The following is a 26,387-nucleotide window of genomic DNA, read 5'->3' as shown; positions in this document are numbered from 1 at the left end:
CCGCCGCGGCGGAACTCGCCCAGGGCTTACTGGACCGCCGCGCCGAGCTGCGCGGGCGGCTCGACGCGTACCGGGCCAAGGCCACCAGGTTGGGACTCGGCGCGGACGACGATCTCGCGGCGGGTCATCGGAGCGCGACCGAGCTGCTGTCGCACCGGCCGTGCGATCTCGCGGCGGCCACCCGCGCGGTCGCCGACTATCAGCAGCTCATCGCGGAGAAATCGGGGAGGAGATCATGACCTGCACCGAACCCGGCTGCGGCGGGACGGTCGAAGACGGTTATTGCACGGTGTGCGGCACCGCACCCGCTGCCTCCACACCGGAGACCAGCGCATCGACCCACGCAGCCGAAGCCATTGCGCCGCAGGCCGCCGAGTCACCGTCGGTGCGCGCCGACGCCTGCGCCGAACCCGGCTGCGACGGAACGATATCCGGCGGATATTGCGACACCTGCGGCACCGCGCCCGCGGAGCCGAGGACCGTCGCCGCCTCGGCCCGCACCGCCGGGGGCGACACCAGGGCATCGGCTCTCTCCGTGCGTACCGCCCGCTCGACGTCGTCGAAGTCCAGTGCGCGCGGACGGCTCGGCGCCGGATTGGTCGAGGTGCCGCGCGTGCCCCGCATCCACCCGAGCTCGGCGATCCTGGCCGACCCGATGGTCGCCGAGCCGAAGCGCTTCTGCGGCGCCTGCGAGCGCCCGGTGGGCCGCGGTCGCGAAGGGACGCCCGGCCGGGCCGAGGGCTTCTGCCCGAACTGCGGCACCCGATTCTCCTTCGCGCCCAAGCTCGCCGCGGGCGATCTGGTCGGCGGCCAGTACGAGGTGGTCGGCTGCCTGGCGCACGGCGGGCTCGGCTGGATCTATCTGGCCACCGACCGCAATGTCGGCAACCGCTGGGTGGTGCTCAAGGGTCTGCTCAATTCCGGCGACCTGGACGCCATGGCGGCGGCCGTCGCCGAGAAGCGGTTCCTGGCCGAGGTCGAGCATCCGAGCATCGTCAAGATCTTCAACTTCGTGGAGCACGCCGGAGCCGACGGCGTCGCGGTCGGCTACATCGTCATGGAGTTCGTCGGCGGCACCTCGTTGAAGCAGATCCTGCGCAACCGGCGCGACACCGACGGCGGTTACCTGCCCGTGCCGCAGTCCATCGCCTACATTCTGGAGATGCTGCCCGCACTCGGCCACCTGCACTCGCTCGGTCTCGCCTACTGCGACTTCAAGCCCGACAACGTAATGCAGACAGACGAGCAACTGAAGCTCATCGATCTCGGCGCGGTGATCGCCATGGACGATCAGGACAGCGCCATCTACGGCACGATCGGGTATCAGGCCCCGGAGATCGCGACCACCGGCCCGACCGTCGCCACCGAGGTGTACAGCATCGGCCGCACTCTGGGTGTGCTGATCATGCACGTCCCGCAGGAGAACGGCCATTTCGGCGCGCTACCGGGGCCCGACGCCGAACCCCTGCTCGCCCGCTACGACTCGCTGCACCGGTTTCTGCTGCGCGCCACCGACGCCGATCCCGACGCCAGGTTCGCGTCGATGGAGGAGATGGCCGACCAGCTGACCGGCGTGCTGCGCGAGGTGCTCAGCGCCGACGACGGGTCACCGCGGCCCGGCATGTCGGCGTATTTCGGGCCGCCGCGCGCGGTGTTCGGCGTCGCGGCGGCCGTCGCGCCCGAGCACATCGTCGCGGGTCTGCCGGTGCCGCTGGTGGATCCGAGCGACAGCGGCGCCGCCCTGCTGGCCACGACGGCGGGAACGACGCCCGGGGAATTGGAGCGCGCCTTCGCCGACGGCCTGCGTTCGGTGGTCACCGGCCGTGCCGAATCGATGGAGATCCCGCTGCGCTTGGTGCGCGCGGCGCTGGACACCGGCGACCCGGCCGAGGCCGAGCGCAGGATCGCCGAGCTCGCCGAGCGGTTGCCCGGCGATTGGCGGCTGGCCTGGTATCGCGGGCAGGCCAGATTGCTCGCCCGCGATTTCGCCGCGGCCCGCGCCGAGTTCGAGGCCGTCTACGCCGCGCTGCCCGGTGAACCCGCGCCCAAGCTCGCACTGGCCGCGATGGCCGAACTCGTCGGCGACGGAGCCAGTGCGGCACGCTACTACGACACCGTCTGGCGCACCGACCGAGCCTTCACCGCCGCGGTATTCGGTCTGGCGCGGGTGCGCCGCGGCGCGGGCGACCGCGACGGTGCGGTCGCCGTCCTCGACCAGGTCGACCGGACCTCGTCGCTGTACACCGACGCGGGCGTGGCCGCGGTGGACGCGCTGCTCGCCGGGCGCGCGCCCGGCGAACTGAGCGAATCGGTGCTGCGCGATGCTGGCGGCCGGGTCGACGCGCTGGCGATCGACTCCAAACGCCGCGGCGCGGAGGTACGCATGCAGATCTTGGACGCCGCGCTGGCCTGGCTCGGCGGCGGCGTGGCGGCGACGAATCACGCGCCGCTGCTTGGCGTCCCGCTCGACCAGGAAGGCGTGCGCACTGGACTGGAGCGCTGCTACCGCGATCTGGCGCGCGAAACCGACGACATGTGGTCCCGTTTCGAGTTGGTGGATCGCGCCAACGCCATCCGCCCGAGGACCACGCTGTGAACCGCGACCAGCCCGGCGAGCCTGCCGAACCCGGCCAGGCCGCGGAGCCGAGCGCGGCGCCGAACCCACCCGACCAACCGACTTCGACCGTGAGTGCCGACGTGACCCCATCTACGAGCGCCGTTCCGACCCATCCGGCGGACACCGTGCCGACCATGCCCCTGGCGACGCCCCCCGCACCGCCGAGCGCCTCGCCGCGCTGCCCCGGCTGCCAGGAGAGCGTCTCGGCCTCCGACCGATACTGCGAAGCCTGCGGTCGCGAACTGGGCGCGCGCCGGGTCGCGCTGCCGTACCCGGAGGTGGAATCGACGGCGTCGCGCCCGTGCGACGCGTGTGGCGCGCAGCAGTTCGACCCGGACGGCTACTGCCGCGGCTGCGGCCAATTGCGTGCCCCGCGTGACCGTTTCGAGGCCGACCTGGGCGCGGTGTGCGTGGCCACCGACCGCGGCATCGCGCACGCGCGCAACGAGGACTCGGTCGCCGCCGCCGTGGTGGACGGCGGCGCCGGGCCGCAGACCGTCGTCATCGTGGTGTGCGACGGCGTCTCCACCTCCGAGGATCCGCAGGCCGCCTCCGGCACGGCGTCCCGTTCGGGTGTGGACGCGGCGCTCACCGCGCTCGCCGAGGGCCGCGACGCCCCCGATGCCGCCCTGGCCGGACTGGCCGCCGCGGCGCAGGCAGTCCGCGAGATCGCCGTGGACGAGAGCCACGCCCCCTCCTGCACGTACGTCTCGGCCATCGTGCGGGGCTACGACGCCGACACGGTCGAGATCACGGTGGCGAATGTCGGTGACAGCCGCGCGTATTGGCTCGTGCCCGCGCCCGGCGCACCCGATATCCCGCCCTCGCAACGGCTCACCGTCGACGACTCGTGGGCCCAAGCACTCGTCGACGCGGGCGCCATGGACGAGCAGGCGGCCATGCGGGATCCGAGGGCGCACACGCTGCTGCGCTGGCTCGGCGCCGATTCGGGCGAGCGGCCGTGGTCGGACACCTGCGTGCGCGCCTTCCGAACCCGCGGTCCCGGCCTGCTCCTGCTGTGCAGCGACGGACTGTGGAACTACCAGCCGGACGCGCATGCGCTCGCCGCGCTGGCGGCGGCGGCCGAGCCGATGCAGGCGGCCCGCGACCTCGTCGAGTTCGCCCTGCGCAGCGGGGGCAGTGACAACATCACCGTCGCGCTCGCACAGGTGCCTTGATCCACCAGCCAGGAGAAGTACTGTGAATTCTGTTGCCGACAAGGGCATCTCGGTGGTCGTCGACCAGAACGAGTATCTCGCGGACGGCGCGGCCACGGTCGACGCGGTGGTCACCGTGGAGACCGGCGCCGATTTCGTCGCCGCCGGGCCGCCACCGGAGCGCGTGGAGATCCTGATCATCGATTGTTCGGGCTCGATGGGCAACGGCAAGAAGTTCGAGGGCGCCCGCCGCGCCACCATGGCGGCGCTCGACGCGCTGCCCGACGGCACCCGCTTCGCGATCGTCCAGGGTACATCCGTTGCGCGCCTGGTCTATCCCGACGACGTGCCGTCGGTACCCGCCGATGCGGCCACGCGCGCGGCGGCACGCAAGAAGCTCGACAAGCTGCGTCCCGACGGCGGGACTGCCATGGGCGCCTGGCTGGGCCTGGCCCGGCAGCTGACCAAGAAGCACGACGGCGCCATGGTGCACGCGATCCTGCTCACCGACGGCAAGAACGAGCACGAATCACCGGAATCGCTGGCCGCCGAGATCGCCCAGTCCGAGGGCATGTTCACCTGCGACTGCCGCGGCGTCGGAACCGATTGGCGGGTGGACGAATTGCGCGCCATCGCCTCGGCGCTGCACGGCACCGTCGACATCGTCGCCGATCCGGCGCACCTGGCCGCGGATTTCGCGGCGATGACCCACACCGCAATGGCGAAGGCGATACCCGAACTGACGCTGCGGGTGTGGACTCCGGCCGGTGCGACGGTGCGTTTCGTCAAGCAGGTCGCGCCCGCCATCGAGGACCTCACGGCCCGCCGCCTCGAGACGGGCGCACAGGTGGGGGAGTATCCGCTCGGGGCGTGGGGCGCCGAGGAACGCGACTATCACGTGCAGGTGCGGGTGGAGCCCGCCGCGCCGGGACGGGAGAAACTCGCGGCGCGGATCAGCGTGATCGCGGACGGCGAGATCATCGGGCAGGGGCTGGTGCGCGCGGTCTGGACCACCGAGACCGAGCTGTCGGCCCGGATCAGCAGGCGCGTCGCGCATTACACCGGTCAGGCCGAGTTGGCCGACGCGGTGCAGGAGGGTCTCGCCGCCCGCAAGAACGGCGATGTGGAGACCGCGACGGCCAAACTGCGGCGCGCCGTGCAGCTGGCCGCCGAATCGGGCAACGAGAGCACCGCGAAGCTGTTGCGTGGCGTGGTCGAGGTGGACGAGCGCGACGGCACCGTCCGGCTGCGGTCTCGCGTCGAGGCCGCGGACGAGATGGCGTTGGACGCTCGCTCCACCAAGACCGCGCGGGTCCGCAAGGGGTCCTGATGGTGACCTGCCCCGAGGGACACCTGTCGACGGCGGTCGACTACTGCGATGTGTGCGGAGCACCGGTTGGGGAGCCGCCGACGCCGGTGGCCGCGCCGCGCTGCCCGGCCTGCGGCGCGCCGAGCGGTGGGCGCTTCTGCGAGGCCTGCGGTCACGATTCGGCGCTCGCACCGCCACCCGAGCCGCCGCCACCCGCTCTGCCTGTACCCGATCCGGTCCCGCACGATCCGAGACCGGCTGCCGAGCCCGCGACGGTGCGGACCACGGGGGTCACCTGGATCGCCACGGTCACCGCCGACCGCACATTCTACGACCGGGTCCTGGCGCGGGAGGGGCCGGACGCGGACCGCGTCGAGTTTCCCGCGTACTATCCACCGCGCCGAATCACCTTGCAGGGCACCGAGATCCTGATCGGCAAGCGCAGCGTCTCGCAGGGTCTGCACCCCGATATCGATCTCGGCATCGCCCCCGCCGACGCGGGCGTCTCGCGCGCCCACGCACTGCTGCACCTGACCCCGACCGGCCTCACCGTCACCGATCTCGGTTCCACCAACGGCACCAGCCTCAACGACAGCGACGAGCTCATCCCCGCGGAGCAGCCGGTCGCGCTGCGCAGCGGCGATCGTGTCCACGTCGGCGCGTGGACCACCATCACGGTTGCCGCCGAGCCCGGCTGAGGTCTGCGATCATGATCGAATGGACTCCGCCGTCTATCTGATCACCGGTATCCAAGCCGCGGGCAAATCCACGGTGGCTCAGGCGCTCGCCGAGCGTCTGCCCCGTTCGGCGCACGTGCGCGGGGACACCTTCCGCAGATTCGTGGTGAGCGGCCGCGAGGAGATGGGCCCGGAGCCGTCGGCGGCCGCGCTCGATCAGCTGCGGCTGCGCCACCGCCTCGCCGCGTCGGTCGCCGACGAGTACGCCGCGGCGGGTTTCACCGCAATCCTGCAGGACGTGGTGCTAGGCGAATTTCTGCCGTACATGGTCGACCGGATCCGTACCGATCCGCTGTACGTGGTGGTGCTCGCACCGAGCCACGAGGCGATCGCCGCCCGCGAGGCCGCCCGCCCCAAGGATGCCTACGACACGTTCACGGTCGCGGCCCTCGACGCGGTGTTGCGGGAAAGCACACCCCGGCTCGGCCTGTGGCTGGACACCTCGGAGCTGACCATCGATGAGTCCGTCGACACCATTCTCGACACCGCCCGGCCGATCGTGCGGGAACCCTCCGGATTCTGAGCGCCAGCGCCGCTAGGACAGCGCCCGCGCCACTAGAACACAGCGCCTAGATGTCCTCGCGCAGCACCGAGCGGCGCGTGAGTGGCTTGGTGGCGGGACCCTCCAGCACCGCGCCGTCCGGCGCGAAACGAGAGCCGTGCAGCGGGCAGTCCCATGACCGTTCCGCGTCGTTCCACCGCAGGATGCCGTACAGGTGCGGACAGATCGCCGAGACCTCGGTGGTGACCCCGTCGACGGTGCAGATCCCCGAGGGAACCAGCCCGTGGCGCTCGACCCGGCCGCAGCCCTCCTCGGGCACGGTCGCCGAACCGCCGCCGACCATGCGCAGCCACCCCGTCGAGAGCTGTTGTGCCACAGCAGTATTCGCCCGCGCGCCGGAGAGCAACGAGCGCAGTTCGGCGGGCCGCCAGGTGGCGAACGTGGCGGCCCACAGCGGCGGCTTGCCTGTGAGCCTGCCCGCCAGCGCGAGCGCGGCGGCCACACCGTTGGTGAGGCCCCATTTGGCATAGCCGGTGGCGACCAGGATGTCGTCGTGTCCCGGCAGCAGCGGACCGACGTAGGGCAGTTCGCCCACCGGGTGGTAGTCCTGGGCCGACCAGCGGTGCAGCACTTCCGCGCCGGGGAACCAGGCGGCGGTCCAGTCCAGCAGTGCGTCGGCGTGCGCGGCCGCGGCGTCGGTCCGCCCGACCGCGTGCCCGCTGCCGCCGACCAGGAGCAGGTCGCCCTCGGGCGTCGGGTGGTAACGCAGCGAGCGGATCGGCTGTCCCGCGCTGATGTACATGTCGTGCGGCACCGGCCCCGGCACACGGAAGGCCGCGAGATACGAGCGCTGGGCCGTGAGCCGTGCGAAGAACCCGCCGCGGTCCAGTATCGGCGTCCCGGTAGCCAGCACGACCGTGCGCGCGGTCAGGTCACCGTGTTCGGTCTGCACGACCAGCTCGCCGCCGGAGCCATGCACTGCCTGCACGCGGGTCGATTCGTAGATCGGGGCGGTGTGCGCCTCGACCTCGGCGGCGAGCGCGGCCAGTACGGTCATCGGATCGATCTGCGCCTGCTCGCCCAGCCGCACCCCGCCGTACGCCGGGAACGGCGTGTCGAGTTCGTCGATCAGCTCGGTCGGCAGGCCCGCCGCCGTTGTCGCCTCGAATTCGGCTCGTACGGCCTGCTTTTCGCGTTCAGTTTGGGCGTAGGTAACCGCCGTACTTCGCTGATTGGCGATGCCGCGCTCGTCACAGAACCGCAGCAGCCAGTCCTGGCCGTCCCGATTCGCCGCGATGTACTCCGCGAGGACGCCGATGCCGTGTTGTCCGGCGATGCTCTGCGCGCGAGTTCCCTGGAGCAGACTGAGCTTTCCGGTCGTGCCCCCTGTCGTCCCGACCCCGACGCGCCTGCCTTCGACCACCGCGACGTCGACGCCGCTCTGCGCCAATAGCAGCGCCGTGACCAGACCGGTGATTCCGGCGCCGACCACGACGGTGTCATAGTGCGAGCCCGGTGTCAGCCGCAGTCGCGCGGGTACTTGGGCGTCGTTCAACCACAGGGACGTCATAGTCGGGAGATAGCCGCTCGCTTCGGCCCGAAACCCGGCGCCGACCGGCCCGTCACCGCGCCGCCCCTGCCTACTGGGGGACGAAAATGCCCGTCAGATCCGCTTTCCGGATGGGGGTGTCCGGATTGGCCTGCGCGGTGCACATCAATTCGATCGAGGCGATGGCGGCGTCGACCATCCGGTCGTCGGGCGCCTCCTGGCCACTGCGCTCCTGTTCCAGGAACTTCGTGACGGTGGTTCGCTGCTTGTCCGCGTCCTGCTCGACGAACTCGTTGCACGGCGTGTCACCACCCTTGTTCACGGCCTTCTCGGCTTCCTCACAGCCCACCGCGAACACCGCGGCGGAGGCCAGCGCCGCGACGGCGAGGCTACGCATTCTCATCGGGACCCTCCTTGTCCGGGCACGCTCAGAAACCGGCGAGGCCTGCGCGTGCACCCCGGTCGGACGATCGGTGGTGCACGTGATCAGTGCCCGCGGTCGTCGTAGAGCGCGTTGTTGTCCTTGTTCCGGACGCGCTTGTGCTCGGCGAAGACCATTGCCACTCCGACGACGATGCACAGCCCCGCGGCGATGCCGGCGACGATCGCCCAGCCCTCGAAGCCGTAGCCCGCGGCGGTGAGCGTCAGCGCGACGAGGACGATGCCGACGCCGACAAGGACCATTCCCGGCAAGTTCTTGACGTCCTCGATCGCCTCGCCCGCGTGGGTCCGCGTGGTCCGGTGATGGTCGGGAAATTCGCCTTCGGGCGGCTTGTCGGGTCGGAACTGGTTCTCGGCGCTCATGGTGATCTCCTTCCGGTCCCGTCGAACGGGTGCCGTTCGACGGATACCCGGGAAAGCGCAGGGCAATCGGCCGGGCCGGGCAACGTCAGCCAAGGGAGGTGCTGCGGTGATCGCTGACGAGGGCGGCGAACAGCCGGTCCCAGCGCTGCAGGAAATCGACGAGGCCGAAATTGGCCTGCGCCCAGTGGCGTGCCGCTTTGCCCGCCAATTCGGCGAACATCGGCTCGTGCAGGAACTGGCGGACCGCCTCGGCCAGGATCGTCGGCTCGGTGGATACCACGCCGGCTTCGGTCGGAATCGAGGCGGAGACCTCGGTGGTGCCGAGCGCCACGATCGGCATGCCGAGATACATCGCCTCCAGCACCGACATGCCCAGCGAGGTCCAGCGCGGCACGTGCAGGAACACCCGGCGGCGGGCCAGCTCTTCGTGCAGCCGATCCTGGGCGAGGTCGCCCGCGCCGGCGATCCGTTCGGGCGGACAGTGCAGCGCCTCGGCCAGCCGCTCGGTGCCGGAGCCGTAGACGTCGATCGGCGCGGCTTCGGACAGCGGCGCGAGCAGATCGGTGCCGGTGATCCGGCAGCGGCGAACCGGATCGTGGATGATCGTCGCGGCCCTCGGCAGTTCGCCGGTGTACAGATGGCCGGGATCGGGGATCCCGTAGGGAATCACCATGCTGGGGCAGCGGCCGTTGTCCCACATCAGCCGGTTGAACTGGGTGACGTGCACCAGCTGGATGTCGGAGCGGCCCGCCAGCGGATGCCTGGTCAGCGCCGCGTGCTGGTGCGGTGTGTTGTGTTCGACGTACACGGCGGGCACGTCGATGCCTGGCGCGCGGCCCAGCCATTCGTGCGCGAGATCGATTTCCCTCGGGTGTTGCAGGACAACGAGATCGATGTCGGCGTCGACCAGGTCGGCGGGTGCGATCTCGATCGCGTTCGCGGGCCAGGGACGACCGCACCGGCCACGCGCCCACTCGCCGCGGCGTGCGTCGTAGGGCACCAGATAGCGGTGCCCGCCCTGGACGAAAGCTGTCATCCACGGGCTGTGCGCATGCCACACCAGGACGTTCAGCGGTCCGGCCGCCCCGTTCGAAGTGATCGTCGGAGCTTCCATGGCTGCCGGATGCCCCGGCAGGTCCGCCCGAAACCTGGGCGGCGCGCGCTCAGGTGGTGACGGCCCGCTGCCTGGCCGGTTCCAGCTCGTAGATGGCGTATGCCGCCCGGATCACCGGCTCGGCGACATTGCGCACCCGGATGCCGCCCGGCGTGGTCCCGCGCTCGGTGCCCGCGTGCGCGTGCCCGTGCAGCGCCAGATCCGCGCCGAACTCGTCGATCGGTTCGCCGAGCAGATAGGAACCCAGGAACGGGTAGATCTCCCTCGGCTCGCCGTGCAAGGTGTCGCTGACCGGCGAATAGTGCGTCAGCGCGATGGTGACGTCGGTGTCGAGGCCGGCCAGCGCGCCACGCAGCGAATCGGCCAGTTCCACCGTGTAGCAGGCGAATTCGCGCATCACCCGCTCACCGAACACACTGGCGCACTTACCTGCGAAACCGCCGCCGAAACCCTTCGTGCCCGCCACCCCGAGCGTCTGCCCGTCGATCGAGACGGTGGTCGCACTGCCCTCGAGCACGGTGATGCCGTAGTCGGTGAGCAAGGCGGTGACGTCGTCCTGGGCGTCGCTGTGGTAATCGTGATTGCCGAGTACGGCGATCACGGGCACACCGAGATCGGTGAACTCCGTCGCCACCACGCGCGCCTCGTCCAGGGTGCCGTGCCTGGTCAGGTCTCCGGCGAGCAGCAGTACGTCGGCGCGCAGGGGAAGTTCGCGCAGCACGGGCCGCAGCTGGCCGGAGGACTCCGCTCCCAGATGTATGTCGCCTACCGCGGCGATCCGCATGGCGTCAGCTCCCTTCGTGCGACGACAGATGTTCGGTTCCGGTCGGTGCGGTAGGCACCGTGACGCGCACGTCGTTGTGGATGACCACGCCGGGCAGCTGTTCGCGCACCACCTCCTCCATCTGCTGTTTGCGCTGGGCGCTGGTCACTTCGCCGTCGAGCACCACCACTTCGCCGCGAATGGTGACCTGCACGCCGAGTTCGGCGGTGCGCGGGTCCTCGGCGAGCGCGCGGCGCAGACGGGCCACGAGATATTGGGGTTTCTCCATCGGCTCAGCCTTCTCCTCGATGCTGTTGCCCGGCGGCGGTCCAGCCCGCGTCGGTGATGCCGAGGTCGTCGACCAGGCCGAGAAACGCTCGGGCATACGGTGATTCCTTCGTCTGACTGCGCACGACAGCCCAATCCACCTGCTCGCGCAGATCGCGCGCGATGTGCAGCAGCGGGCTCAGATCCAAGCGGTGCGCGTCGAAGACGAGCAGCTTGTCGATCATCAGATCGGTCGCGCTGATCACCGGCGCCACCGTGGGCCCGACGCGCATGACCGTGGCCCGGTCCAGCAACTCGTCGGTGACGTCCCGGCAATTGGGGCGGTAGATGACGTCGACGAGGGTGTCGCCGTCGTAGACCTTGGACAACCAGTCCTCGGGCGGCTCGCACACCCGCAGGCCGGACTTGGCGAGCACCTGGATGGCCTGCGAGATGTCGGCCGGTTTCACGAAGATGTCCACATCGTGATCCGTTGCGGGACCGCCGCGGGCGTACACCGCGCAGCCGCCTGCCACCGCGAACCTGATCTCCGCCTCGTGCAGCGTGTTCGCCGCGCGGGTCAGCGCGTGCAGCAGTTCGTCCATGGTGGCGACCATGCTGCGGTGGTACCCGGCGGATACCGGGTTAATCAGGGGCTGAGCGGGTACGCGAAGGCATGCGCCCCGATGGTGACGACGAGGGCAGGCACGAAACCGAGCTCGAACGACTGGACCGCAACTGGGCCAGCCTTGTCCAGGAGTTGCGCGTCGTGCAGACCGGCGTGCAGTTCCTCGTCGGCGCGCTGCTGCTGTTGCCCTTCCAGGCCGAGTTCGCCGCGGTGTCGCAGCAGATGCGGGTGCTCTATCTGGTGACCGTCTGCTCGGCGTTCGGCGCCGCGGTGTTCCTCGTGGCGCCGGTGTCCTGGCATCGCATTCTGTTCCGCAGGCATCGGCTCGGCCATGTGGTCGCGGCCGCGCATCGGTGTGCGCTGGCGGGGATCGCGCTGCTGGGTGTCGCGCTGACGGGATCGTTGATCCTGGTGGTCGACGTGGTCGCGGGCGACGCGGCGGGAGTCGTGGCCGGTATCGTGACCGCGGTGCTGTTCGCCGCGACGTGGCTCATCGCGCCGTGGCGGTGGCGCGCCCGGAGCCGGCCGCACCCGTGACGACGGCGGGACGCGCGGGAGCGGCGCGGCGGTAGGCCGACAATGTCGCGGCGGCCACCTGATCCCACGAGTAGCGACTGCTCGCCCGCTGCCTGCCCGCCGCACCCCAGGTTTCGCGCAGGGTCGCGTCCTCGAGCAGCGGACGTACCGCGCGTGCCACGGCCTCCGGCTCGGGCGGGGCGACGAACTTTCCGGTGACGCCGTCCACCACCGTGTCGAGCATCCCGCCGACGGCGGTGGTCACCACCGGCTTACGGCAGGCCATCGCTTCCAGGGGAACCAGGGCGAACGGCTCGTACCACGGCGTGCACAGCACCACGTCGGCCGAGCGGTAGAGCCGGGGCATGGCGCTGTGCGATACCTGGCCGAGCAGCCGGACCCGTTCCTGCACACCGTGTTCCATGGCGATGCGGCGCAGCCGCTTGCCTTCGGCATCGTCGGCGACGTCGTCGCCCACCGCGCCGCCCGCGATCACCAGTTCGGTCTCCGGCAGGTCGGGCAATGCGCGCACCGCGAGGTCGAAGCCCTTCCTGCGCACCAGCCGTCCGGCCGCGAAGATCCGGTGGCGCGTCTTGCGGTCGGCGACGCCGCCCTCGGGACGGAAGGCCGCGAGGTCGACACCGCACGGCGCCACCGAGATACGGAACCGCGGCACGCCCATCCTGACCAGTTCGACGGCCTCGTCGGCACTGGTCGCCAGCACGTGCGCGGCCCTGGTCGCGATGAGCCGCTCGAATCGGATCCGCGAGCGCGGGCTGGTGTCGGCCAGCCCGTGGTGGCGGCGCTCGACGGTGCCCAACGCGTGAAAGGTCACCACGACCGGGATGTCGTGTGCCCTGGCCGCCAGCTCGGCGGCGAGTGCGGAGATCCAGAAGTGCGCGTGCACCAGATCGGGGGTGTCGCTCGCCCAGTGCTTGCGCAGGTAGGTGCCGAATTCGCCGAGGTGGGGCAGCGTCCGGTCGCCGCTGAGGGGCCGCGGTGGTCCGGCGGGGACGTGCACGACCTGGTATCCCTCGCGGGTCGTCACCTCGGTACGGACGTGCGGGTCGTCGCGCCTGGTGTAGACCGTGACCCGGTGCCCGCCGCGGACCAGCGCCGCAGAGAGCGCCGCGACATGGATCTGTTGACCGCTCGCGCCGCCGCCGGAATCCGCGAGGGGACTGACGTGTTCGGAAACCATGGCGATCTTCACGGCTGCTCCGTTCTGGAGAGAGGCGGACGCACGACGACACCCGGCGCGGGCGATGCCCGGCCGTGCCGTCGGCGATATGTGCGAGATATGCCCGCCCGAGCGCTCCGCAAACGGTGGTGGCGACGTTCCTGACCGATCCCGCCGTGCGCACCCCGGTTTTCGTGCGGTTCTCCACCGTCGCGGGCTCGCGCGGCTCTGCCGACACGGTACGCGACGTGCGCGGATTCGCCACGAAGTTCTCTACGGCGCAAGGCAATTACGATCTGGTCGGCGGTGCCTGCGTGAGTGCCGCGCTGCACGCGTGGGGCCGATAGTCCTCGGACGCACCGAACGCTCGCCGCTCACCCGGCGACGACGGATACTTGCCCTGTGACGGAGAGTGGTTCGGTTCCGCCCGGAGATGCGTCCGTGCTGAACCGGGTGATCGGTATGGGAACGCCGCAGAATGCCGGTAGTTTCCGGTTCTGGTTCGCGGACCAGCGGTGGGAGTGGTCGGACGAGGTGGCGTTGATGCACGGATACTCGCCGGGAACGGTGCGGCCGACGACGGAATTGTTGCTGTCCCACAAGCATCCCGACGACCGGGAGCAGGTCGCGACGGTGCTGGCGAAGAGCATCGAGACCGCCGAGCCGTTCTCCAGCAGGCACCGGATCATCGACACCAGGGGGACGGTGCACCACATGATCGTGGTGGCCGACCGGATGACCGACGAGTCCGGCGAGGTGGTCGGCACCGCGGGCTACTACATCGATGTCACCGAAACGCTCGAGGAGCATCGGCAGGAGACCCTGGACGACACGCTGCCCGAGCTGTACGAAGCGCGCGCGGTCATCGAACAGGCCAAAGGCGCGCTGATGCTGGTGTACGGTGTGAGCGCGGAACAGGCGTTCCGCGTGCTGAGCTGGCGTTCCCAGGAAACCAACGTGAAGCTGCGGGCCCTGGCCGCTCAGTTGATCGCCGATATGAGCGCCGCGACGCAGGCCGCCGTGGGGCTGCGCACGGAATTCGATCACCTATTGCTCACCGCGCACGAGCGAACGCAGTGAGCGAGTAATGTGACAGCGCGCCTCGCGCATGCCGGAGCCGAGCGCCAGCGAGGCGAAGGCATAAGCGGGTGCGGCAGTAGGGTTGGTACCCACGTCGGCGGTGACCGACGTTTCAGTTCGTGTCCGATGGGTAAGCGCAACGATGAGGGACGCCGCGGTCGCCTGACCGCAACGCCGGGTGATCGTTGCGCGGTCGCCTGACGGATCGGCCGCGCGAAACAAGGTGGTGATGGGTGATGGGGGAGTGGACCTCTCAGTCCTCGACAGAAACGACGACCATCGGTGTCCGCGTGCCCGCGCGGCTCGAACAGCTGACGATGCTGCGCGCCCTCGCCGAAACCGTGGCTCTCATCGCGGATTTCGCCATCGACGAGGTCACCGACATCCGGCTCGCACTCGACGAGGTCGCCACCGCGTTGATCTTGGACGCGGTGCCGGGCTCGGACGTCGACTGTGCTTTCACCTACGACGAGAACCGCATGTTCGTCCACGTGTCGTCGGTGGCGACGACCGAATCGGTAGTGGAACAGGCCGGTTTCGGATGGCACATCGTGCGGACCCTCACCGAATCCATCGCCGCGCGGCAGGAGCCCTACGACGGGTCGCTGTCGGGTTATTCGACGATTGTCGACTTCACCTGGGTGCGAGGGGGCGCCGATGGCGGGTGAATCGAAATCGGCGGGCGACAGCTACGACAACATCGAGCCGCTCTTCGAGAAGATCGCCGCCCTCGGCCCTGACGACCCGCGCCGCGCCGCCCTCCGGGAGGAGCTGATCGGGCGTTGCCTGCCGTTGGCCGAGCACATCGCGCGCAAATTCTCCGGGCGCGGTGAGGTCTTCGACGACCTGCTGCAGGTCGCGCGGCTCGGGCTGGTGCAGGCCGCCGACCGGTTCGACGTGAGCCGCGGCTCGTCCTTCCTCGCCTTCGCGGTGCCGACCATCATGGGCGAGGTCCGCAGGCACTTCCGCGACAACACGTGGGCCGTGCGGGTGCCGCGGCGCACCAAGGAGATCCAGCTCAGCATCGGCACGACGGTGGAGGCGCTCTCGCAGCGGCTCGGCCGGATGCCTCGGGCCCGCGAGATCGCCGACGAGCTCGACGTCGACCTCGTCGAGGTCACCCAGGCGCTGATCGCGGGCAATGCTTACCAGTCGTCGTCCATCGACGCCGTCGCCGGCGACGACATCGACAACGCGCCGCTGCCGCTGCTGGAAAGTCTCGGCGCCGACGAACCCTCCTACCACCTGGTGGAGGACTACATGGCGGTCAAGCCGCTCATCGCCGACCTGCCCGACCGCGAGCGGCAGGTGCTCGTCATGCGCTTCTTCGAGGGCAAGACCCAGACGCAGATCGCCGACGTGCTCGGCGTCTCCCAGATGCACGTTTCCCGGATCCTGGCGAAGACCCTGCGCTGGCTGCGCGAGGAAGCGCTGCGCGACTGATCCGCGCCGCCGTCAGCGGGATTTCCAGCTCACCTCATCGCGGGTTCGGCGGTGCGGGTGCCGGATCGGGTCCAGGCACCGGTGGCGGACCGGGTTCGCCCGGCTCCGGGCCGGGCACCGGCGGTGCCGGACGATCGGGCTCCGGCCGGACGGGGTGGGCCGGTCCCGGCTCCGGTTCCGGCGGCAGCGGAGAGGGGCCAGGATCGGGCGGGAACGGTGGCGGAAACGGATGCGGCGCCGGATCCGGGTCCGGAATCGGTTCCGGCTCCGGCGGCGTCGGCACCGGGTCCGGCTGCGGAATCGGGGGTACGGGATCGGGTATCGGCGGTGGCGTGTGGTCGTCCATGCGGCATCTCCTCGGTGGCGCCGTGACCCGCGCCGACGCGAAACTCGTGGCGGCACAGGCCGATCATCGAGCCGGATACCCACCGAACACCGGACGAATCGGGTGCGGCAAACGCCTCACTCCCGTTTGCGGACGTTCCGGTTCGGGTACGTGGTGAGACAACCGGACAAAGAGATACGAGGGCGCAGAGGGAGTCGTCATGGACGATCAGCGACGACCCGCCACCCGGACTCCGCACGCCGGGCCGGGGCATTCGCGGTCGCTGCAGCAGGCACAGGAGATCACGTCGCCGACCCAGCGACCGGACCGAGCGGGCCGAACCCTGGTCACGCGCAATCACGAGGTGATCCGGCGGTGGGCCGAGGAGCGCGGCGCTCGCCCCGCCACCATGCCGGGCAGCGAATACAACGGCCGTCTCAACGTGCTGCGCTTCGACTTCCCCGGCTACGGCGGCGCGGTGCTGCGCCCGGTCGGATGGGACGAGTGGTTCGAGACCTTCGACGACCGGCGGTTTCGCTTCCTCTACCAGGAGCAACGGGCCGACGGATCGCCAAGCAATTTCAACCGGCTGGAACGCTCGCGCCACGAGGATCGCTGACCCGTTTCGGCGGCCCGCCGAGGGCAACTCCCCGAATATGAACGAAGCAACCGGCGAGGATTCGCTGGACTACACGACGACGTGGACCGATCAGATCCCATCCACCACCGAACAGCTCGACGAGGACGAACTCGACGCCGATCCGCTCGAGGAGGCGATGGACCCGCCCGACGCGTGGACGGCCGCCGAACGCTACGCCACATCGCCCGCAGAACAGCGCGCGGGCGAGTCGATCGGCGAGCGTCTGTCAGCCGAGGAGCCGGACGTCGTCCCGGACCAGCCTCCGCTCACCACGGGCCCGAACGAGGCCTGACCGCGCGAGCCGGGTGATCGGCGCGGGCCACAGTGCCGCGCCGATCCGAATCGCGCGACGGTCTAGCCGTCGGCGGTCGGTGCGGGCAGGAAGCGGGGGAGTAGCACGGAGCCCGCGGTTGCCGCGGCGGCGGTCGTTGCGGCGATGGTCCAGCCGATCGGGCCCAGCGGGGTGCAGCCGAAGTAGTTGCACACTCCCGGTGTCATGACCACGGCGCCGAGCACCGCACCGCTGGCCGCGGTGGTGACCCAGACCAATGGGCTGCGGTGTCCGGAGACCAGGGTCTGGCCGAGCTGGGTGCCGATCAGCGCGACCAAGCCGATGGTGGCGGCGCGCCGGTGCGACCCGGTGTAGCGGCCGATGGTCCACGCGGTCGCCGCACCCGCGGCGGTGGCGATGCCGCGCACCGCGATGGTGTGCGCCAGTTCCGGCCCGAGTCGCGCGGGCGGGATCTCCGAGAGCTGCCGCGCCCGCTGTTCCGGATCGGCGGCGTCCTGCTCCTCGCGGTCGGGGGACAGGGCGAGGGCCAGCGCGGGGAACATGTCGGTGAGCATGTTCACCAGCAGGAACTGGCGGGTGCCGAGCGGGGCGTGCCCGCTCACCGCGGTCCCGTACAGCGTGAAGGCGACCTCGCCCGCGTTGCCGCCGACCAGCACGCCGACAGCGTCATTGATCCGCTGCCACATGCCACGACCCTCCACCAGGGCGTGCAGCAGGACGGTCGGGTCGGGCTCGGTGAGAACCAGGTCGGCCGCATTGCGCGCGGCCGCGGAACCGTGTGCGGCCAAACCGATTCCGACGTCGGCGCTGCGGATGGCGGCCGCGTCGTTGCTACCGTCGCCGGTCATGCCGACGACATGCCCGGCGCGGCGTAGCGCGGTGACGATGCGTACCTTCTGCTCCGGAGCCACCCTGGCGAACACCGAAGTCTTCTCGATCAGCCTGGTCTGAGCGCTGTCGTCGAGCTGGTCCAGATCGGCGCCGGTGGCCACCGACTCGGCGTCGATGCCCAGCTGCCGCGCGACGGCCGCGGCGGTGACCGGATGATCGCCGGTGATCATCCGGATGCCGATCCCGTTCTCGCGCAATGCGGTCACCAGCGGCAGGGTCTGTGGCCGCGGCGCGTCGGCCAAGCCGAGAAAGCCGAGCAAGGTGAGGTCGTCGACCGCTTCCTCGACGTCCTCCGGCTCCTCGTCGAGATCGCGGCGCGCCACCACCAGCACCCGCAGACCCTGTTCGGCGAGATCCTGAACGACCGCCTGCGCGCGCTTGCGATATTCGTCGGTGAGCGGCTGTTTGTCCTGCTCTCCCGTGTGCACCTTGGCGCAGCGCGGCAGCACCACCTCGGGAGCACCCTTGACCACGAGGCGCAGCCTGCGAGTGGTGTGGCCGAGCGCGGCGGCGTAGCCGCGATTGGACTCGAACGGAATCTCCTCGATCGGATCCCATTGTGCGTCGTCGCCGAGGACGTCGGCGGCGTCGATGACCGCGCGATCGGTGGCGTGCAGCACCGGGCCCTCGTCCGGGTCGGGACAGGCCCGCGCGGCGGCGCGCAGCAGGCGGCGCGGGGTGTCGGAATCGGCGTCGTGCGGCCACTGCTCGTCCAGGTCGGCGAGCGTGGTCAGCCGCAATCGCCCTTCGGTGAGTGTCCCGGTCTTGTCGAAGCACAGGGTGTCGACCCGGCCGAGCGCCTCGACGGTGCGGCTGGCCCGGACCAGCACACCGTGCCTGGACAGCCGACGTGCGGCCGCCAGCTGAGCGACGGTGGCGACCAACGGCAGACCTTCCGGCACCGCCGCCACGGCCACGCCGACGCCGTCCGCGATCGCGGTGCGCAGCAGCTGTCCGCGCAGACTGCCCAGCGCCGTCACCGCGCCGCCGCCGCCCAGGGTGAGCGGCAGGACGCGATCGGTCAAACGCCGCAATTGCGCTTGGACGCCGCCCTTTTCGGGCGGTATCGCACCCGCGGTCGCGCGGCCTGCCTGCGTGTCGGCCCCCACGGCGACGACGACGGCGCAGGCCTCGCCGCTGACCACCGTGCTGCCCTCGAACACCATGCACGCCCGGTCGCCGAGTTCGGCGCCGGGGGTTCCGGCCAGCTGCTTCTCCACGGTCACCGATTCGCCGGTCAAGCCGGATTCGTCCATCTCGAGATCGTCCAGCCACAGCAGGCGCGCGTCGGCGGGCACGACATCGCCCGCCCGCAGCGCGACGATATCGCCGATCATGAGCCGGTGTGCGGGCACGACGTTTTCGTCGGCGCGGTCCGCGTCGGGCTCGGTCCCACCATCCCCGAGCACGGCGCGGCCCAGCAGCCGGGCGGTCACCTGTTCGTCGGCCAGGAGCTGGTGCAGGGCCTGCTCCGCCTTCTGGCGTTGCCTCGCGGAGACCAGCGCGTTGACGGTCAGCACCGAGGAGAGCAACACCGCGTCGGACGGCGCGCCGAGTATGGCGGTGGCGACCGCACCGACACCGAGGATCGGCGTGAGCGGATCGGCCAGTTCACGCCGAATCTGCCCGGCGAACGAGGTCAGAGCGGCAAACGGCGCGAGAACCGCTGGAGTACGGGATGTTTCGGTGCCCCGCTCGTCCAGCGCCGGTGGTTCCGGCAGCCGGGACAGGACCTCGTCGGGTTCGAGCGCGTGCCACGGCAAGAGCGGCGTCGAGGTGCCGCTCGGTTCGGTGCGCACGGCCCGCCAACCCGCGACGGCGCCGTGCAGCAGGCCGACGCAGTGCGCGGTGACCATCGGTGAGTAGCGGCCACGCCGCGCGGGCCCGGTCGCCAGCAGCAGTCCGCCGAGCGCGCACGCCGAGAGCGCCATCGCCCGGCCGCGTTCGCTGACCTGCCGCGCCGGGGTCACGGCGGCGAGCACCCGCTGGGCCTGGGTCAGATCACGGCAGATCAGGTCGGCGCTCCACGGCAGCCGGATCGACCCGCAGTCACCGCCGCACAGACCGATCGCCACGTCGGCCCAGGCCAGCGCCTTGTGCGCCCGCGGGCTCAGCACCGCGACGACGTGGCCGTCCTGCTGCGCACCGTGCACCAGCTTGCTCATCGACACCCCGGCGGAGGCGAATTCGTCGGCGAGGGAACGCAACTCGGCGACGTCCTCGCCGCCGACCAGGGTCACCCGCAGACCGGCGCCGCGCGCCGCGCCGAGCACGTCATGGGCGCGGGGGCCGGACCCGTTGGCCGACACGCGGTGTGCGTGCTCGGACGCCGATCGTGGCGCCTCGCCGGAACCGTCGCGGGTCGTTGCGCCCGCACCGTCTGCCTCGGCCGAGCCGCGATCCCGCCGACGACGCCGGTGCGGGTCGCGCCACCGCGGATCGATGGCCTCGGCGGCGAGCACCAGACGGCGCGAGGTCAGCAAGGATTCGCCGTCCACCACGACGGCGCTGAGGCGGTCCAACCGACGCCAGACGACCGGTTCCAAGGTGAGCACGCCCGCACGCGACAGGGTCGTCGACACCGCGGCGGCGAACGCCTCCCTGGCGGCGCGGGCGGCCTTGGGTGCGCCGAGTTCCAGCGCCTCCGCCGCGGCGCCCACGCCCCGGGTAGCGCCGAACGCCGCGGCGCTGAGCAACGCGCTCGCGGAGGTCTCGTCGGCGACCCGCTCGACGGGTCCGCGCGGCAGGTCGACGGGCCTGGTGTGCGGCGGCAGCGGATCGTCGACGGAGAGCGCCTCGTGCGTGGTGAGTTCGCACTCCCAGCTGCGCCACTGGGCGCGCCGCGCCACGACCTCGGTGAGCACCATCGTGCGCTGCACCGTGTCGGCGAACAGGTTCGCCATGCCTTCGGCGGGCGCGTTGCCGAGCGCGTTGCCGATCGCCGTCGCTGTGCTCAGCACCAGATCTGTTCTGGGACGGCCCAATCGCTCTTCCAGCACGCGCCGCAACCGTGGCTGGGCATCGGTGAACGCGGCCACCGAACGCAGCGCGCGCACCGGCGGCTTGATCGGCAGCAGCCAGGCGGTGCCCGCGACGGCCATCGCGCACAGATCCCCGGCGACCTGAATTCCGGCGACCAGCAAGGGTTCCCGATCCGCGGGAAACTCGTCGCGGCGGCTCCACTCGCGGTCGGCGACCGCGGCGTCACGCTCGGTCCGCTCGACCTCGGCGAGCAGCGCGGGCAGGTCCGCCGCGCCGCCGGCGAGGGCCGCGACCACCCGTCCGGTGATCGCGTTGACCTCCCACCAGCGCACCGCGCGCAGGCGATCGAGTCGCTTGCCGAGCGCTTTCGTGATGGCCGGGTTGTCCTCGTCGGTGAGGCCGCGCACCTCGACGGTCGCGCGGTCCTCGCTCACGGCGATCCGGCGCTGGGTTCGTCCGGGGTGCGGATCGACGAGGTCGGCCAGGTCGTCCCGCAGGTGTCCCGCGGCGTCGGGAAGCACCAGTTCGGCGCCCGCGACGGCCGCGCGCACGCCGGTCTCGGCGACGCGGAGCGGCACGGTGGCGACCTTCACTCCGGCATCGAACGCCAATCCGGCCCCGGCCCGTGTGACATCGACCGCCGTGCCCGCGACGGCGGAGACGAGCGGGTTGAACACCATTCCTCGCACCGATGCACCCATGTCGGTCAGCTACCCGGCAGTGCACCCGGCAAACAGCTGCCGAAGGTGCTTCAGACCCTGTTCCGGGCGCTGACGGTGCATGTACTGGGCGTGCCGCTCCCTGGCGGCCGAACGTGTCGTAGATCACCGTCGACTTGCGATCGCCACGGCCACAGGCAAGGGTAGACAACCGGACGCACACCACAAGCCCGGCAATCCGGGCATGGAAAGGGAGCCGCAGATGCGTGGAACGGTGACGACATTGTCGGCACTGGCTGCGGCCGCCACCGCGCTCACTCTGGGCGCGGGCGCTGCCTCGGCGATCGCGGTGAACCCCATTCCGAACGGCACTCGCGTCGACCTGAACCAGGCCGAGGCGGGCGCCATCGCGACCCTGAACCTGGGACCCGCGCTGGGTGCGTTGCCGCCGAACTACACGCCGCTGGGCAAGCAAGCCCTCGGACAGACCCTCGCCGAGGGCGCCGCGCAGGCCGCGCGGACCCCGGGCGGCACGCTCAGCGTGCTGATTCTGGGGGAGCTCACCGCACCGTCCGCGGTGGGCGTAACGGTCCGGTAGAACCGGCTCACGACGGTCACCGCGACCGTCTGGAGCAGCGCGCACCGGCTACCCGATGTTTACCGAACGGTCGCTACGGGTATCCGTGTGGTCGGCAAGCTGCTCGAAGCGGACTGTCGCGTGCTGGGTATGCGATTTCCGCATCACGCCGCGCTTTCCGCCTGTCTGCAAGGGATGAGGTCTTGAGCGCGAACCTGATGATCGTGGATGACGACGACCAGATCCGCGGCGCACTGCGTGTGGCCATGGAGGACGAAGGGTACGACGTCTCCGAGGCGCACGAAGCCGAGGACGCGCTGATCCACCTGCGCAGCAACGGCGCACCCGACGTGATGATCGTCGAGCTGATGCTCGGCGACATGGACGGATTCGATTGCATCCGAGAGATCCGACGCGACCATGACGTCCCGATCATCGTGATCAGCTCGCGCGACGACACCCACGACGTGGTGGCCGCGCTCGAGGCGGGCGCCGACGACTTCGTCACCAAACCTTTCGAAATCAAAGAAATCTCCGCCCGCATGCGCGCATTGCGCCGCAGGGCGCGATTGGCGGCCGAACGCGACGCACCGCGGGAAATGGTGCTCGACGCGTTTCCGGGCGCGCCTTTGATTCTCGACCGCGACGGCGGAGCAGTGCGCCGCGGCGATTCGGAAATTCGCCTGACCATTACCGAATTTCGCCTCCTCTGTGAACTCGCGGAATCGCCGGGACGGGTGCTCAGTCGCACGCTGCTACTCGAACGTGTCTGGGACGACGGATTTTTCGGCGACGAGCGCATTGTAGACGTTCATATGCGCCGGCTGCGCACAAAAATCGAGCGCGACCCTTCGGAGCCGTGCGTCGTAGTTACTGTGCGCGGGCTCGGATATCGCCTCGACGTGCAACGTTGATCACATTTTGTTTCGGCTCGTGATCTGTTCGTAATACAACCGCAAAGAGATCGACCACTTCAGCTCAAAGTTGGTTGGCAAAGCTGGACAAGTACTGCAGACCCGACCTGGGAGTTGTATGTCACTGCCAACCTTGTCCACGGAAACGATCGATCGCGCCGACATCCCGTCGGCATGGCGCAGATCCGACCGAATCGGTGTTCCACTCCTGCGCGCGCCACAGCTGGGCGATGCCGCCCAGATCTGGCGGATCGCCAAGGATTCGCACGTGCTCGACACCAACTCGAGCTACGCGTACCTGCTGTGGTGTCGGGACTTCCCCGGCACGACGGTGGTCGCCGAGGTGGACGGCAGAGTCGTCGGCTTCGTCATCGGCTACCTGCGTCCGCAAGCGCCGGACACCGTATTCGTCTGGCAGGTGGCGGTTTCGCACAGCGAGCGCGGCCGGGGCACCGGCACCGCGATGATCGAGCACCTGCTCGACGCCGTCGCCCCGCACGGGGTCACGGCGCTGGAAACCACCGTCTCGCCGGACAATCCCGCCTCGGTCGCGATGTTCGCGGCGGTGGCCCGCGGTCGCGACGCGCGGATGACCAAGCGCCCCTTGTTCGATCCTGGCGTCTTCCCCGACAACCACGCCGCGGAAGACCTCTATCGCATCGTGCCGACCGCACAGCGAAAGCCTGAGAAGGAGCTTCGATGATCACCGCCGAAACCACCGTCTTCGAGTCACTGGAATCGAATGTCCGCGGCTACTGCCGCGCCTGGCCCACCGTGTTCACCACCGCGAAGGGCACCTGGCTGCGCGACGAGGACGGCAAGGACTACCTCGACTTCTTCGCCGGCGCAGGCGCGCTGAACTACGGCCACAACAACCCGGTCCTCAAGCAGCCGCTGCTGGACTACATCGCCGGTGACGGCATCACGCACGGCCTCGACATGTCCACCGCGGCCAAGCGCAAGCTGCTGGAGACCCTGCGCGACACCGTCTTCGCGCCCCGCGACCTGGACTACAAGGTGCAGTTCCCCGGGCCGACCGGTGCCAACGCCGTCGAGGCGGCGCTCAAGCTGGCTCGCAAGGTGACCGGCAGGGAGACCATTCTCAGCTTCACCAACGCCTTCCACGGCATGACCCTCGGCGCGCTGTCGGTGACCGGCAACGCCGCCAAGCGAGCGGGCGCGGGCGTGCCGCTGGTGCACGCGGCGCACATGCCCTACGACGGGTACTTCGACAACACCACCGCCGACTTCCAGTGGATGGAGCGGGTGCTCGACGACACCTCCTCGGGCTTCGACCGTCCCGCCGCGGTGATCGTGGAGACGGTGCAGGGCGAGGGCGGCGTGAACGTCGCTCGCGCGGAATGGCTTCGGCACCTCGCGATGCTGTGCGAGGCGCGCGAGATCCTGCTGATCGTCGACGACGTGCAGATGGGCTGCGGACGGACCGGTCCGTTCTTCTCCTTCGAGGTCGCCGGGATCACCCCCGACATCGTGACGCTGTCCAAGTCGATCGGCGGCTACGGATTGCCCATGGCGCTGGTGCTTTTCAAGCCGGAGCTGGACCAGTGGGCGCCCGGTGAGCACAACGGCACCTTCCGCGGCAACAACCCGGCCTTCGTCACCGCCCAGACCGCGCTGCAGCACTACTGGTCCGACGACGCGCTGGAGAACGCGACGCAGGACAAGGGCACCCGCATCGCGCAGTCGCTCGGCGAGGTGGCCGATCACTTCCCCGGCCTGTCGACGCGCGGGCGCGGCCTGGTGCACGGCATCGCCTTCGACGACCCGTCGCAGGCGGGCAAGGTCTGCCAGGTGGCCTTCGAACGCGGCTTGCTGGTGGAGACCTCCGGTTCCACCGACGAGGTGGTGAAGCTGTTGCCGCCGTTGACGATCACCGACGAGGAGCTCGACCACGGTCTGCAGCTGCTCACCGGCGCCATCGACACGGTGTGCACCGGGTGGGGCCGTCTGCACCACCGCGGCCCGGTCGAGGGAGGTGAGCTGCAGTGATCGTGCGCAGCACCGCGGAGATCACCGGGACCGACCGCGACGTCGCGGGTACGGGCTGGCGCAGCAAGCGCATCGTGCTCGGCGGCGACGGCGTCGGGTTCTCCTTCCACGAGACCACCATCGCGGAAGGCACCGTGCACGAGTTCCACTACCGCCACCACGTGGAAGCGGTGTGGTTGATCGAGGGCGAGGGCACGCTCACGGACCTGGACAACGACGTCACCTACGAGCTCGGCCCCGGATCCATGTACCTGCTCGACGGCCACGAACGCCACCGTCTCGAGGTGCGCAGCACGATGCGGATGATGTGTGTGTTCAACCCGCCGGTCACCGGGCAGGAGGTTCACGACAGCAACGGCGTCTATCCGCTGGTCGCGGCGCCGATCGGCTGAAAGGAGCGGTGAGAAGTGTTACCACAGACCGTCGAGCGCGACGAGGTCGAGCGCATCGATCGGTATCCCACCCGCACCGGTGCGCGCGCACGGCACATCGAACGACCCGATCCGACGGTGTGGGGCGACCTCGAGTCCGAGGAGCTGGCCACGTTCGATCGCGACGGTTTCGCGGTCGTCGAGGATCTGCTCAGCGCCGACGAGATAGCGCTGTTCAGTGCCGAGATCACCAGGCTCGCCGCTGATCCCGCACTCGCCGAGGACGACCGGCTCATCGTCGAGAAGACCTCGCGGCGGGTCAGGTCCATCTTCGAGGTGCACGAGCTCAGCGGCGCGGTGGCCGATCTGGTGCGCGAATCGCGGGTGGCCGGGCTGGCCAGGCAGGTGCTCGGATCGGAGGTCTACCTGCACCAGACCCGGATCAACTACATGCCGGGTTTCCGCGGCACGGGCTTCTACTGGCATTCGGATTTCGAGACCTGGCACGCCGAGGACGGCATGCCGCGCCCGCGCGCGGTGAGTCTGTCGATCGCGCTGACCGACAATCACCCCGTCAACGGGAGTCTGATGGTGATGCCGGGCTCGCACCGCACCTTCGTGCCGTGCCAGGGCAGCACACCCGCCGAGCACTACCGGGAATCGTTGCAGGAGCAGGAGATCGGGGTGCCGACCACCGACGACATCGCGACGCTGGCGAGCAAGTACGGCATCGTGCAGTTCACCGGCCGAGCGGGGTCGGCGCTGCTGTTCGACTCGAACATCATGCACGGCTCGTCCAACAACATCACTCCGTTCCCGCGCTCGAACATCTTCCTGGTGTTCAACAGCGTGGAGAACACCTTGGAGGAGCCGTTCGCCGCGCCGGGGCGGCGCCCCACCTACATCGGCAGCCGGGATTTCACGCCGGTATAGCCGGGTGATCCGACGCCGCGGCGTGTGATGTCGGGTCGGCGCCGCGGCGGGATTTCGCACAGTGTCGTGCGGGATTCCGACACCGCGCCGTGCGCGTCCCGCAGGGAGACGCGCACGGCGCGGTGTT

Annotated in this window: 27 protein-coding genes and 2 pseudogenes; 19 read left to right on the top strand and 10 right to left on the bottom strand. The window is 70.1% G+C overall.

Annotated elements, in window-relative coordinates:
- The 6 genes and pseudogenes from NL1_RS38220 to NL1_RS23055 all read left to right on the top strand — a co-directional run.
- A pseudogene (locus NL1_RS38220) lies at positions 1-239 on the top strand (hypothetical protein); the annotation flags it as partial.
- Positions 236-2,596 (top strand): serine/threonine-protein kinase, encoded by a 2,361-nt coding sequence (locus NL1_RS23075; protein ID WP_084510879.1) that lies wholly within the window; start codon positions 236-238, stop codon positions 2,594-2,596. The pseudogene NL1_RS38220 and the gene NL1_RS23075, both read left to right, overlap by 4 nt.
- Positions 2,593-3,795 (top strand): phosphatase, encoded by a 1,203-nt coding sequence (locus NL1_RS23070; protein ID WP_245673480.1) that lies wholly within the window; start codon positions 2,593-2,595, stop codon positions 3,793-3,795. The genes NL1_RS23075 and NL1_RS23070 overlap by 4 nt, the downstream gene beginning before the upstream one ends.
- A 22-nt stretch (positions 3,796-3,817) precedes the next feature.
- Positions 3,818-5,104, top strand: a complete 1,287-nt coding sequence (locus NL1_RS23065) for a vWA domain-containing protein (protein ID WP_067842981.1) — start codon at positions 3,818-3,820, stop codon at positions 5,102-5,104.
- Positions 5,104-5,781: a double zinc ribbon and FHA domain-containing protein gene (locus tag NL1_RS23060; RefSeq protein ID WP_067842978.1), complete on the top strand. Its 678-nt coding sequence runs from the start codon at positions 5,104-5,106 to the stop codon at positions 5,779-5,781. The genes NL1_RS23065 and NL1_RS23060 overlap by 1 nt, the downstream gene beginning before the upstream one ends.
- A gap of 19 nt (positions 5,782-5,800) precedes the next feature.
- Positions 5,801-6,343, top strand: coding sequence for an AAA family ATPase (locus NL1_RS23055; protein ID WP_067842975.1), 543 nt, complete (start codon positions 5,801-5,803; stop codon positions 6,341-6,343).
- Positions 6,344-6,389: 46 nt separating this feature from the next.
- Here NL1_RS23055 and NL1_RS23050 read toward each other — a convergent pair whose 3' ends face one another.
- The 7 genes from NL1_RS23050 to NL1_RS23020 all read right to left on the bottom strand — a co-directional run bounded on the left by NL1_RS23050 (position 6,390) and on the right by NL1_RS23020 (position 11,436).
- Positions 6,390-7,892 carry an FAD-dependent oxidoreductase gene (locus NL1_RS23050; RefSeq protein WP_067842971.1) on the bottom strand — a complete coding sequence of 501 codons (1,503 nt, stop codon included), beginning with the start codon at positions 7,890-7,892 and terminating at the stop codon, positions 6,390-6,392.
- Between the two features lie 70 nt (positions 7,893-7,962).
- Positions 7,963-8,274, bottom strand: coding sequence for a hypothetical protein (locus tag NL1_RS23045; RefSeq protein WP_067842967.1), 312 nt, complete (start codon positions 8,272-8,274; stop codon positions 7,963-7,965).
- Between the two features lie 83 nt (positions 8,275-8,357).
- Positions 8,358-8,675, bottom strand: a complete 318-nt coding sequence (locus NL1_RS23040) for a hypothetical protein (RefSeq protein ID WP_067842964.1) — start codon at positions 8,673-8,675, stop codon at positions 8,358-8,360.
- 85 nt (positions 8,676-8,760) lie between these two features.
- A complete protein-coding gene (locus tag NL1_RS23035) occupies positions 8,761-9,711 on the bottom strand; it encodes a glycosyltransferase (protein WP_245673479.1) in 951 nt (316 codons plus the stop codon).
- A 127-nt stretch (positions 9,712-9,838) separates the two neighbouring features.
- Entirely contained in the window at positions 9,839-10,573 is a 735-nt protein-coding gene (locus tag NL1_RS23030) for a metallophosphoesterase family protein (protein ID WP_067842961.1), read from the bottom strand.
- A 4-nt stretch (positions 10,574-10,577) separates the two neighbouring features.
- Positions 10,578-10,841 carry a BON domain-containing protein gene (locus tag NL1_RS23025; protein ID WP_067842958.1) on the bottom strand — a complete coding sequence of 88 codons (264 nt, stop codon included), beginning with the start codon at positions 10,839-10,841 and terminating at the stop codon, positions 10,578-10,580.
- 4 nt (positions 10,842-10,845) lie between these two features.
- Positions 10,846-11,436, bottom strand: a complete 591-nt coding sequence (locus NL1_RS23020; protein WP_067842955.1) for a nucleotidyltransferase family protein — start codon at positions 11,434-11,436, stop codon at positions 10,846-10,848.
- Positions 11,437-11,495: 59 nt separating this feature from the next.
- On the opposite strand from NL1_RS23020, the gene NL1_RS23015 reads away from it, so the two are divergent.
- Positions 11,496-11,984: a DUF6328 family protein gene (locus NL1_RS23015; RefSeq protein WP_067842952.1), complete on the top strand. Its 489-nt coding sequence runs from the start codon at positions 11,496-11,498 to the stop codon at positions 11,982-11,984.
- Here the strand turns inward: NL1_RS23015 and NL1_RS23010 are convergent.
- Complete coding sequence (locus tag NL1_RS23010; protein ID WP_067842949.1) at positions 11,938-13,176, bottom strand: glycosyltransferase; 1,239 nt, start codon at positions 13,174-13,176, stop codon at positions 11,938-11,940. The genes NL1_RS23015 and NL1_RS23010 overlap by 47 nt on opposite strands.
- A 143-nt stretch (positions 13,177-13,319) precedes the next feature.
- Between NL1_RS23010 and NL1_RS23005 the strand changes: the two are divergent.
- The 4 genes and pseudogenes from NL1_RS23005 to NL1_RS22990 all read left to right on the top strand — a co-directional run.
- Positions 13,320-13,448 (top strand): annotated as a pseudogene (locus NL1_RS23005) (catalase); the annotation flags it as partial.
- 97 nt (positions 13,449-13,545) lie between these two features.
- Positions 13,546-14,223 carry a PAS and ANTAR domain-containing protein gene (locus NL1_RS23000; RefSeq protein WP_067842940.1) on the top strand — a complete coding sequence of 226 codons (678 nt, stop codon included), beginning with the start codon at positions 13,546-13,548 and terminating at the stop codon, positions 14,221-14,223.
- 236 nt (positions 14,224-14,459) lie between these two features.
- On the top strand, positions 14,460-14,891 hold the full coding sequence (locus tag NL1_RS22995) for an ATP-binding protein (RefSeq protein WP_067842936.1): 432 nt from the start codon (positions 14,460-14,462) through the stop codon (positions 14,889-14,891).
- Complete coding sequence (locus NL1_RS22990; protein ID WP_067842933.1) at positions 14,881-15,666, top strand: RNA polymerase sigma factor SigF; 786 nt, start codon at positions 14,881-14,883, stop codon at positions 15,664-15,666. Before NL1_RS22995 ends, NL1_RS22990 begins: the two co-directional genes overlap by 11 nt.
- A gap of 34 nt (positions 15,667-15,700) precedes the next feature.
- On the opposite strand, the gene NL1_RS22985 is transcribed toward NL1_RS22990, so the two are convergent.
- Positions 15,701-16,012 (bottom strand): hypothetical protein, encoded by a 312-nt coding sequence (locus NL1_RS22985; protein ID WP_156094997.1) that lies wholly within the window; start codon positions 16,010-16,012, stop codon positions 15,701-15,703.
- A 199-nt stretch (positions 16,013-16,211) separates the two neighbouring features.
- Between NL1_RS22985 and NL1_RS22980 the strand changes: the two genes are divergently transcribed.
- Both NL1_RS22980 and NL1_RS22975 read left to right on the top strand, forming a co-directional pair.
- Positions 16,212-16,610 (top strand): hypothetical protein, encoded by a 399-nt coding sequence (locus NL1_RS22980; RefSeq protein ID WP_067842929.1) that lies wholly within the window; start codon positions 16,212-16,214, stop codon positions 16,608-16,610.
- 37 nt (positions 16,611-16,647) lie between these two features.
- Complete coding sequence (locus NL1_RS22975) at positions 16,648-16,923, top strand: hypothetical protein (protein ID WP_067842926.1); 276 nt, start codon at positions 16,648-16,650, stop codon at positions 16,921-16,923.
- Between the two features lie 62 nt (positions 16,924-16,985).
- Here the strand turns inward: NL1_RS22975 and NL1_RS22970 are convergent, their stop codons facing one another.
- Positions 16,986-21,476: a cation-translocating P-type ATPase gene (locus NL1_RS22970; protein WP_084510878.1), complete on the bottom strand. Its 4,491-nt coding sequence runs from the start codon at positions 21,474-21,476 to the stop codon at positions 16,986-16,988.
- Positions 21,477-21,717: 241 nt separating this feature from the next.
- Here NL1_RS22970 and NL1_RS22965 point away from each other — a divergent pair, with 241 nt between their 5' ends.
- The 6 genes from NL1_RS22965 to thpD all read left to right on the top strand — a co-directional run bounded on the left by NL1_RS22965 (position 21,718) and on the right by thpD (position 26,260).
- Positions 21,718-22,053 carry a hypothetical protein gene (locus tag NL1_RS22965; RefSeq protein WP_156094996.1) on the top strand — a complete coding sequence of 112 codons (336 nt, stop codon included), beginning with the start codon at positions 21,718-21,720 and terminating at the stop codon, positions 22,051-22,053.
- A 182-nt stretch (positions 22,054-22,235) separates the two neighbouring features.
- The gene (locus tag NL1_RS22960) at positions 22,236-22,946 is read left to right on the top strand and encodes a response regulator transcription factor (RefSeq protein WP_067842916.1); all 711 of its coding nucleotides are present in this window, start codon (positions 22,236-22,238) and stop codon (positions 22,944-22,946) included.
- 118 nt (positions 22,947-23,064) lie between these two features.
- Positions 23,065-23,649, top strand: a complete 585-nt coding sequence (gene ectA, locus NL1_RS22955) for a diaminobutyrate acetyltransferase (RefSeq protein ID WP_084510877.1) — start codon at positions 23,065-23,067, stop codon at positions 23,647-23,649.
- On the top strand, positions 23,646-24,956 hold the full coding sequence (gene ectB / locus NL1_RS22950; RefSeq protein WP_067842913.1) for a diaminobutyrate--2-oxoglutarate transaminase: 1,311 nt from the start codon (positions 23,646-23,648) through the stop codon (positions 24,954-24,956). The genes ectA and ectB overlap by 4 nt, the downstream gene beginning before the upstream one ends.
- Positions 24,953-25,348, top strand: coding sequence for an ectoine synthase (locus NL1_RS22945; RefSeq protein WP_067842909.1), 396 nt, complete (start codon positions 24,953-24,955; stop codon positions 25,346-25,348). The genes ectB and NL1_RS22945 overlap by 4 nt, the downstream gene beginning before the upstream one ends.
- A 15-nt stretch (positions 25,349-25,363) precedes the next feature.
- Positions 25,364-26,260, top strand: a complete 897-nt coding sequence (thpD, locus tag NL1_RS22940; protein ID WP_084510876.1) for an ectoine hydroxylase — start codon at positions 25,364-25,366, stop codon at positions 26,258-26,260.
- Positions 26,261-26,387 lie beyond the last annotated feature (127 nt).

The sequence above is a fragment of the Nocardia lijiangensis NBRC 108240 genome (assembly GCF_001613045.1).
Classification (GTDB): Bacteria; Actinomycetota; Actinomycetes; order Mycobacteriales; family Mycobacteriaceae; genus Nocardia; species Nocardia lijiangensis.
Note: the sequence above shows the minus strand (reverse complement) of the source record. Positions and strands in the feature narration are given on the sequence as shown.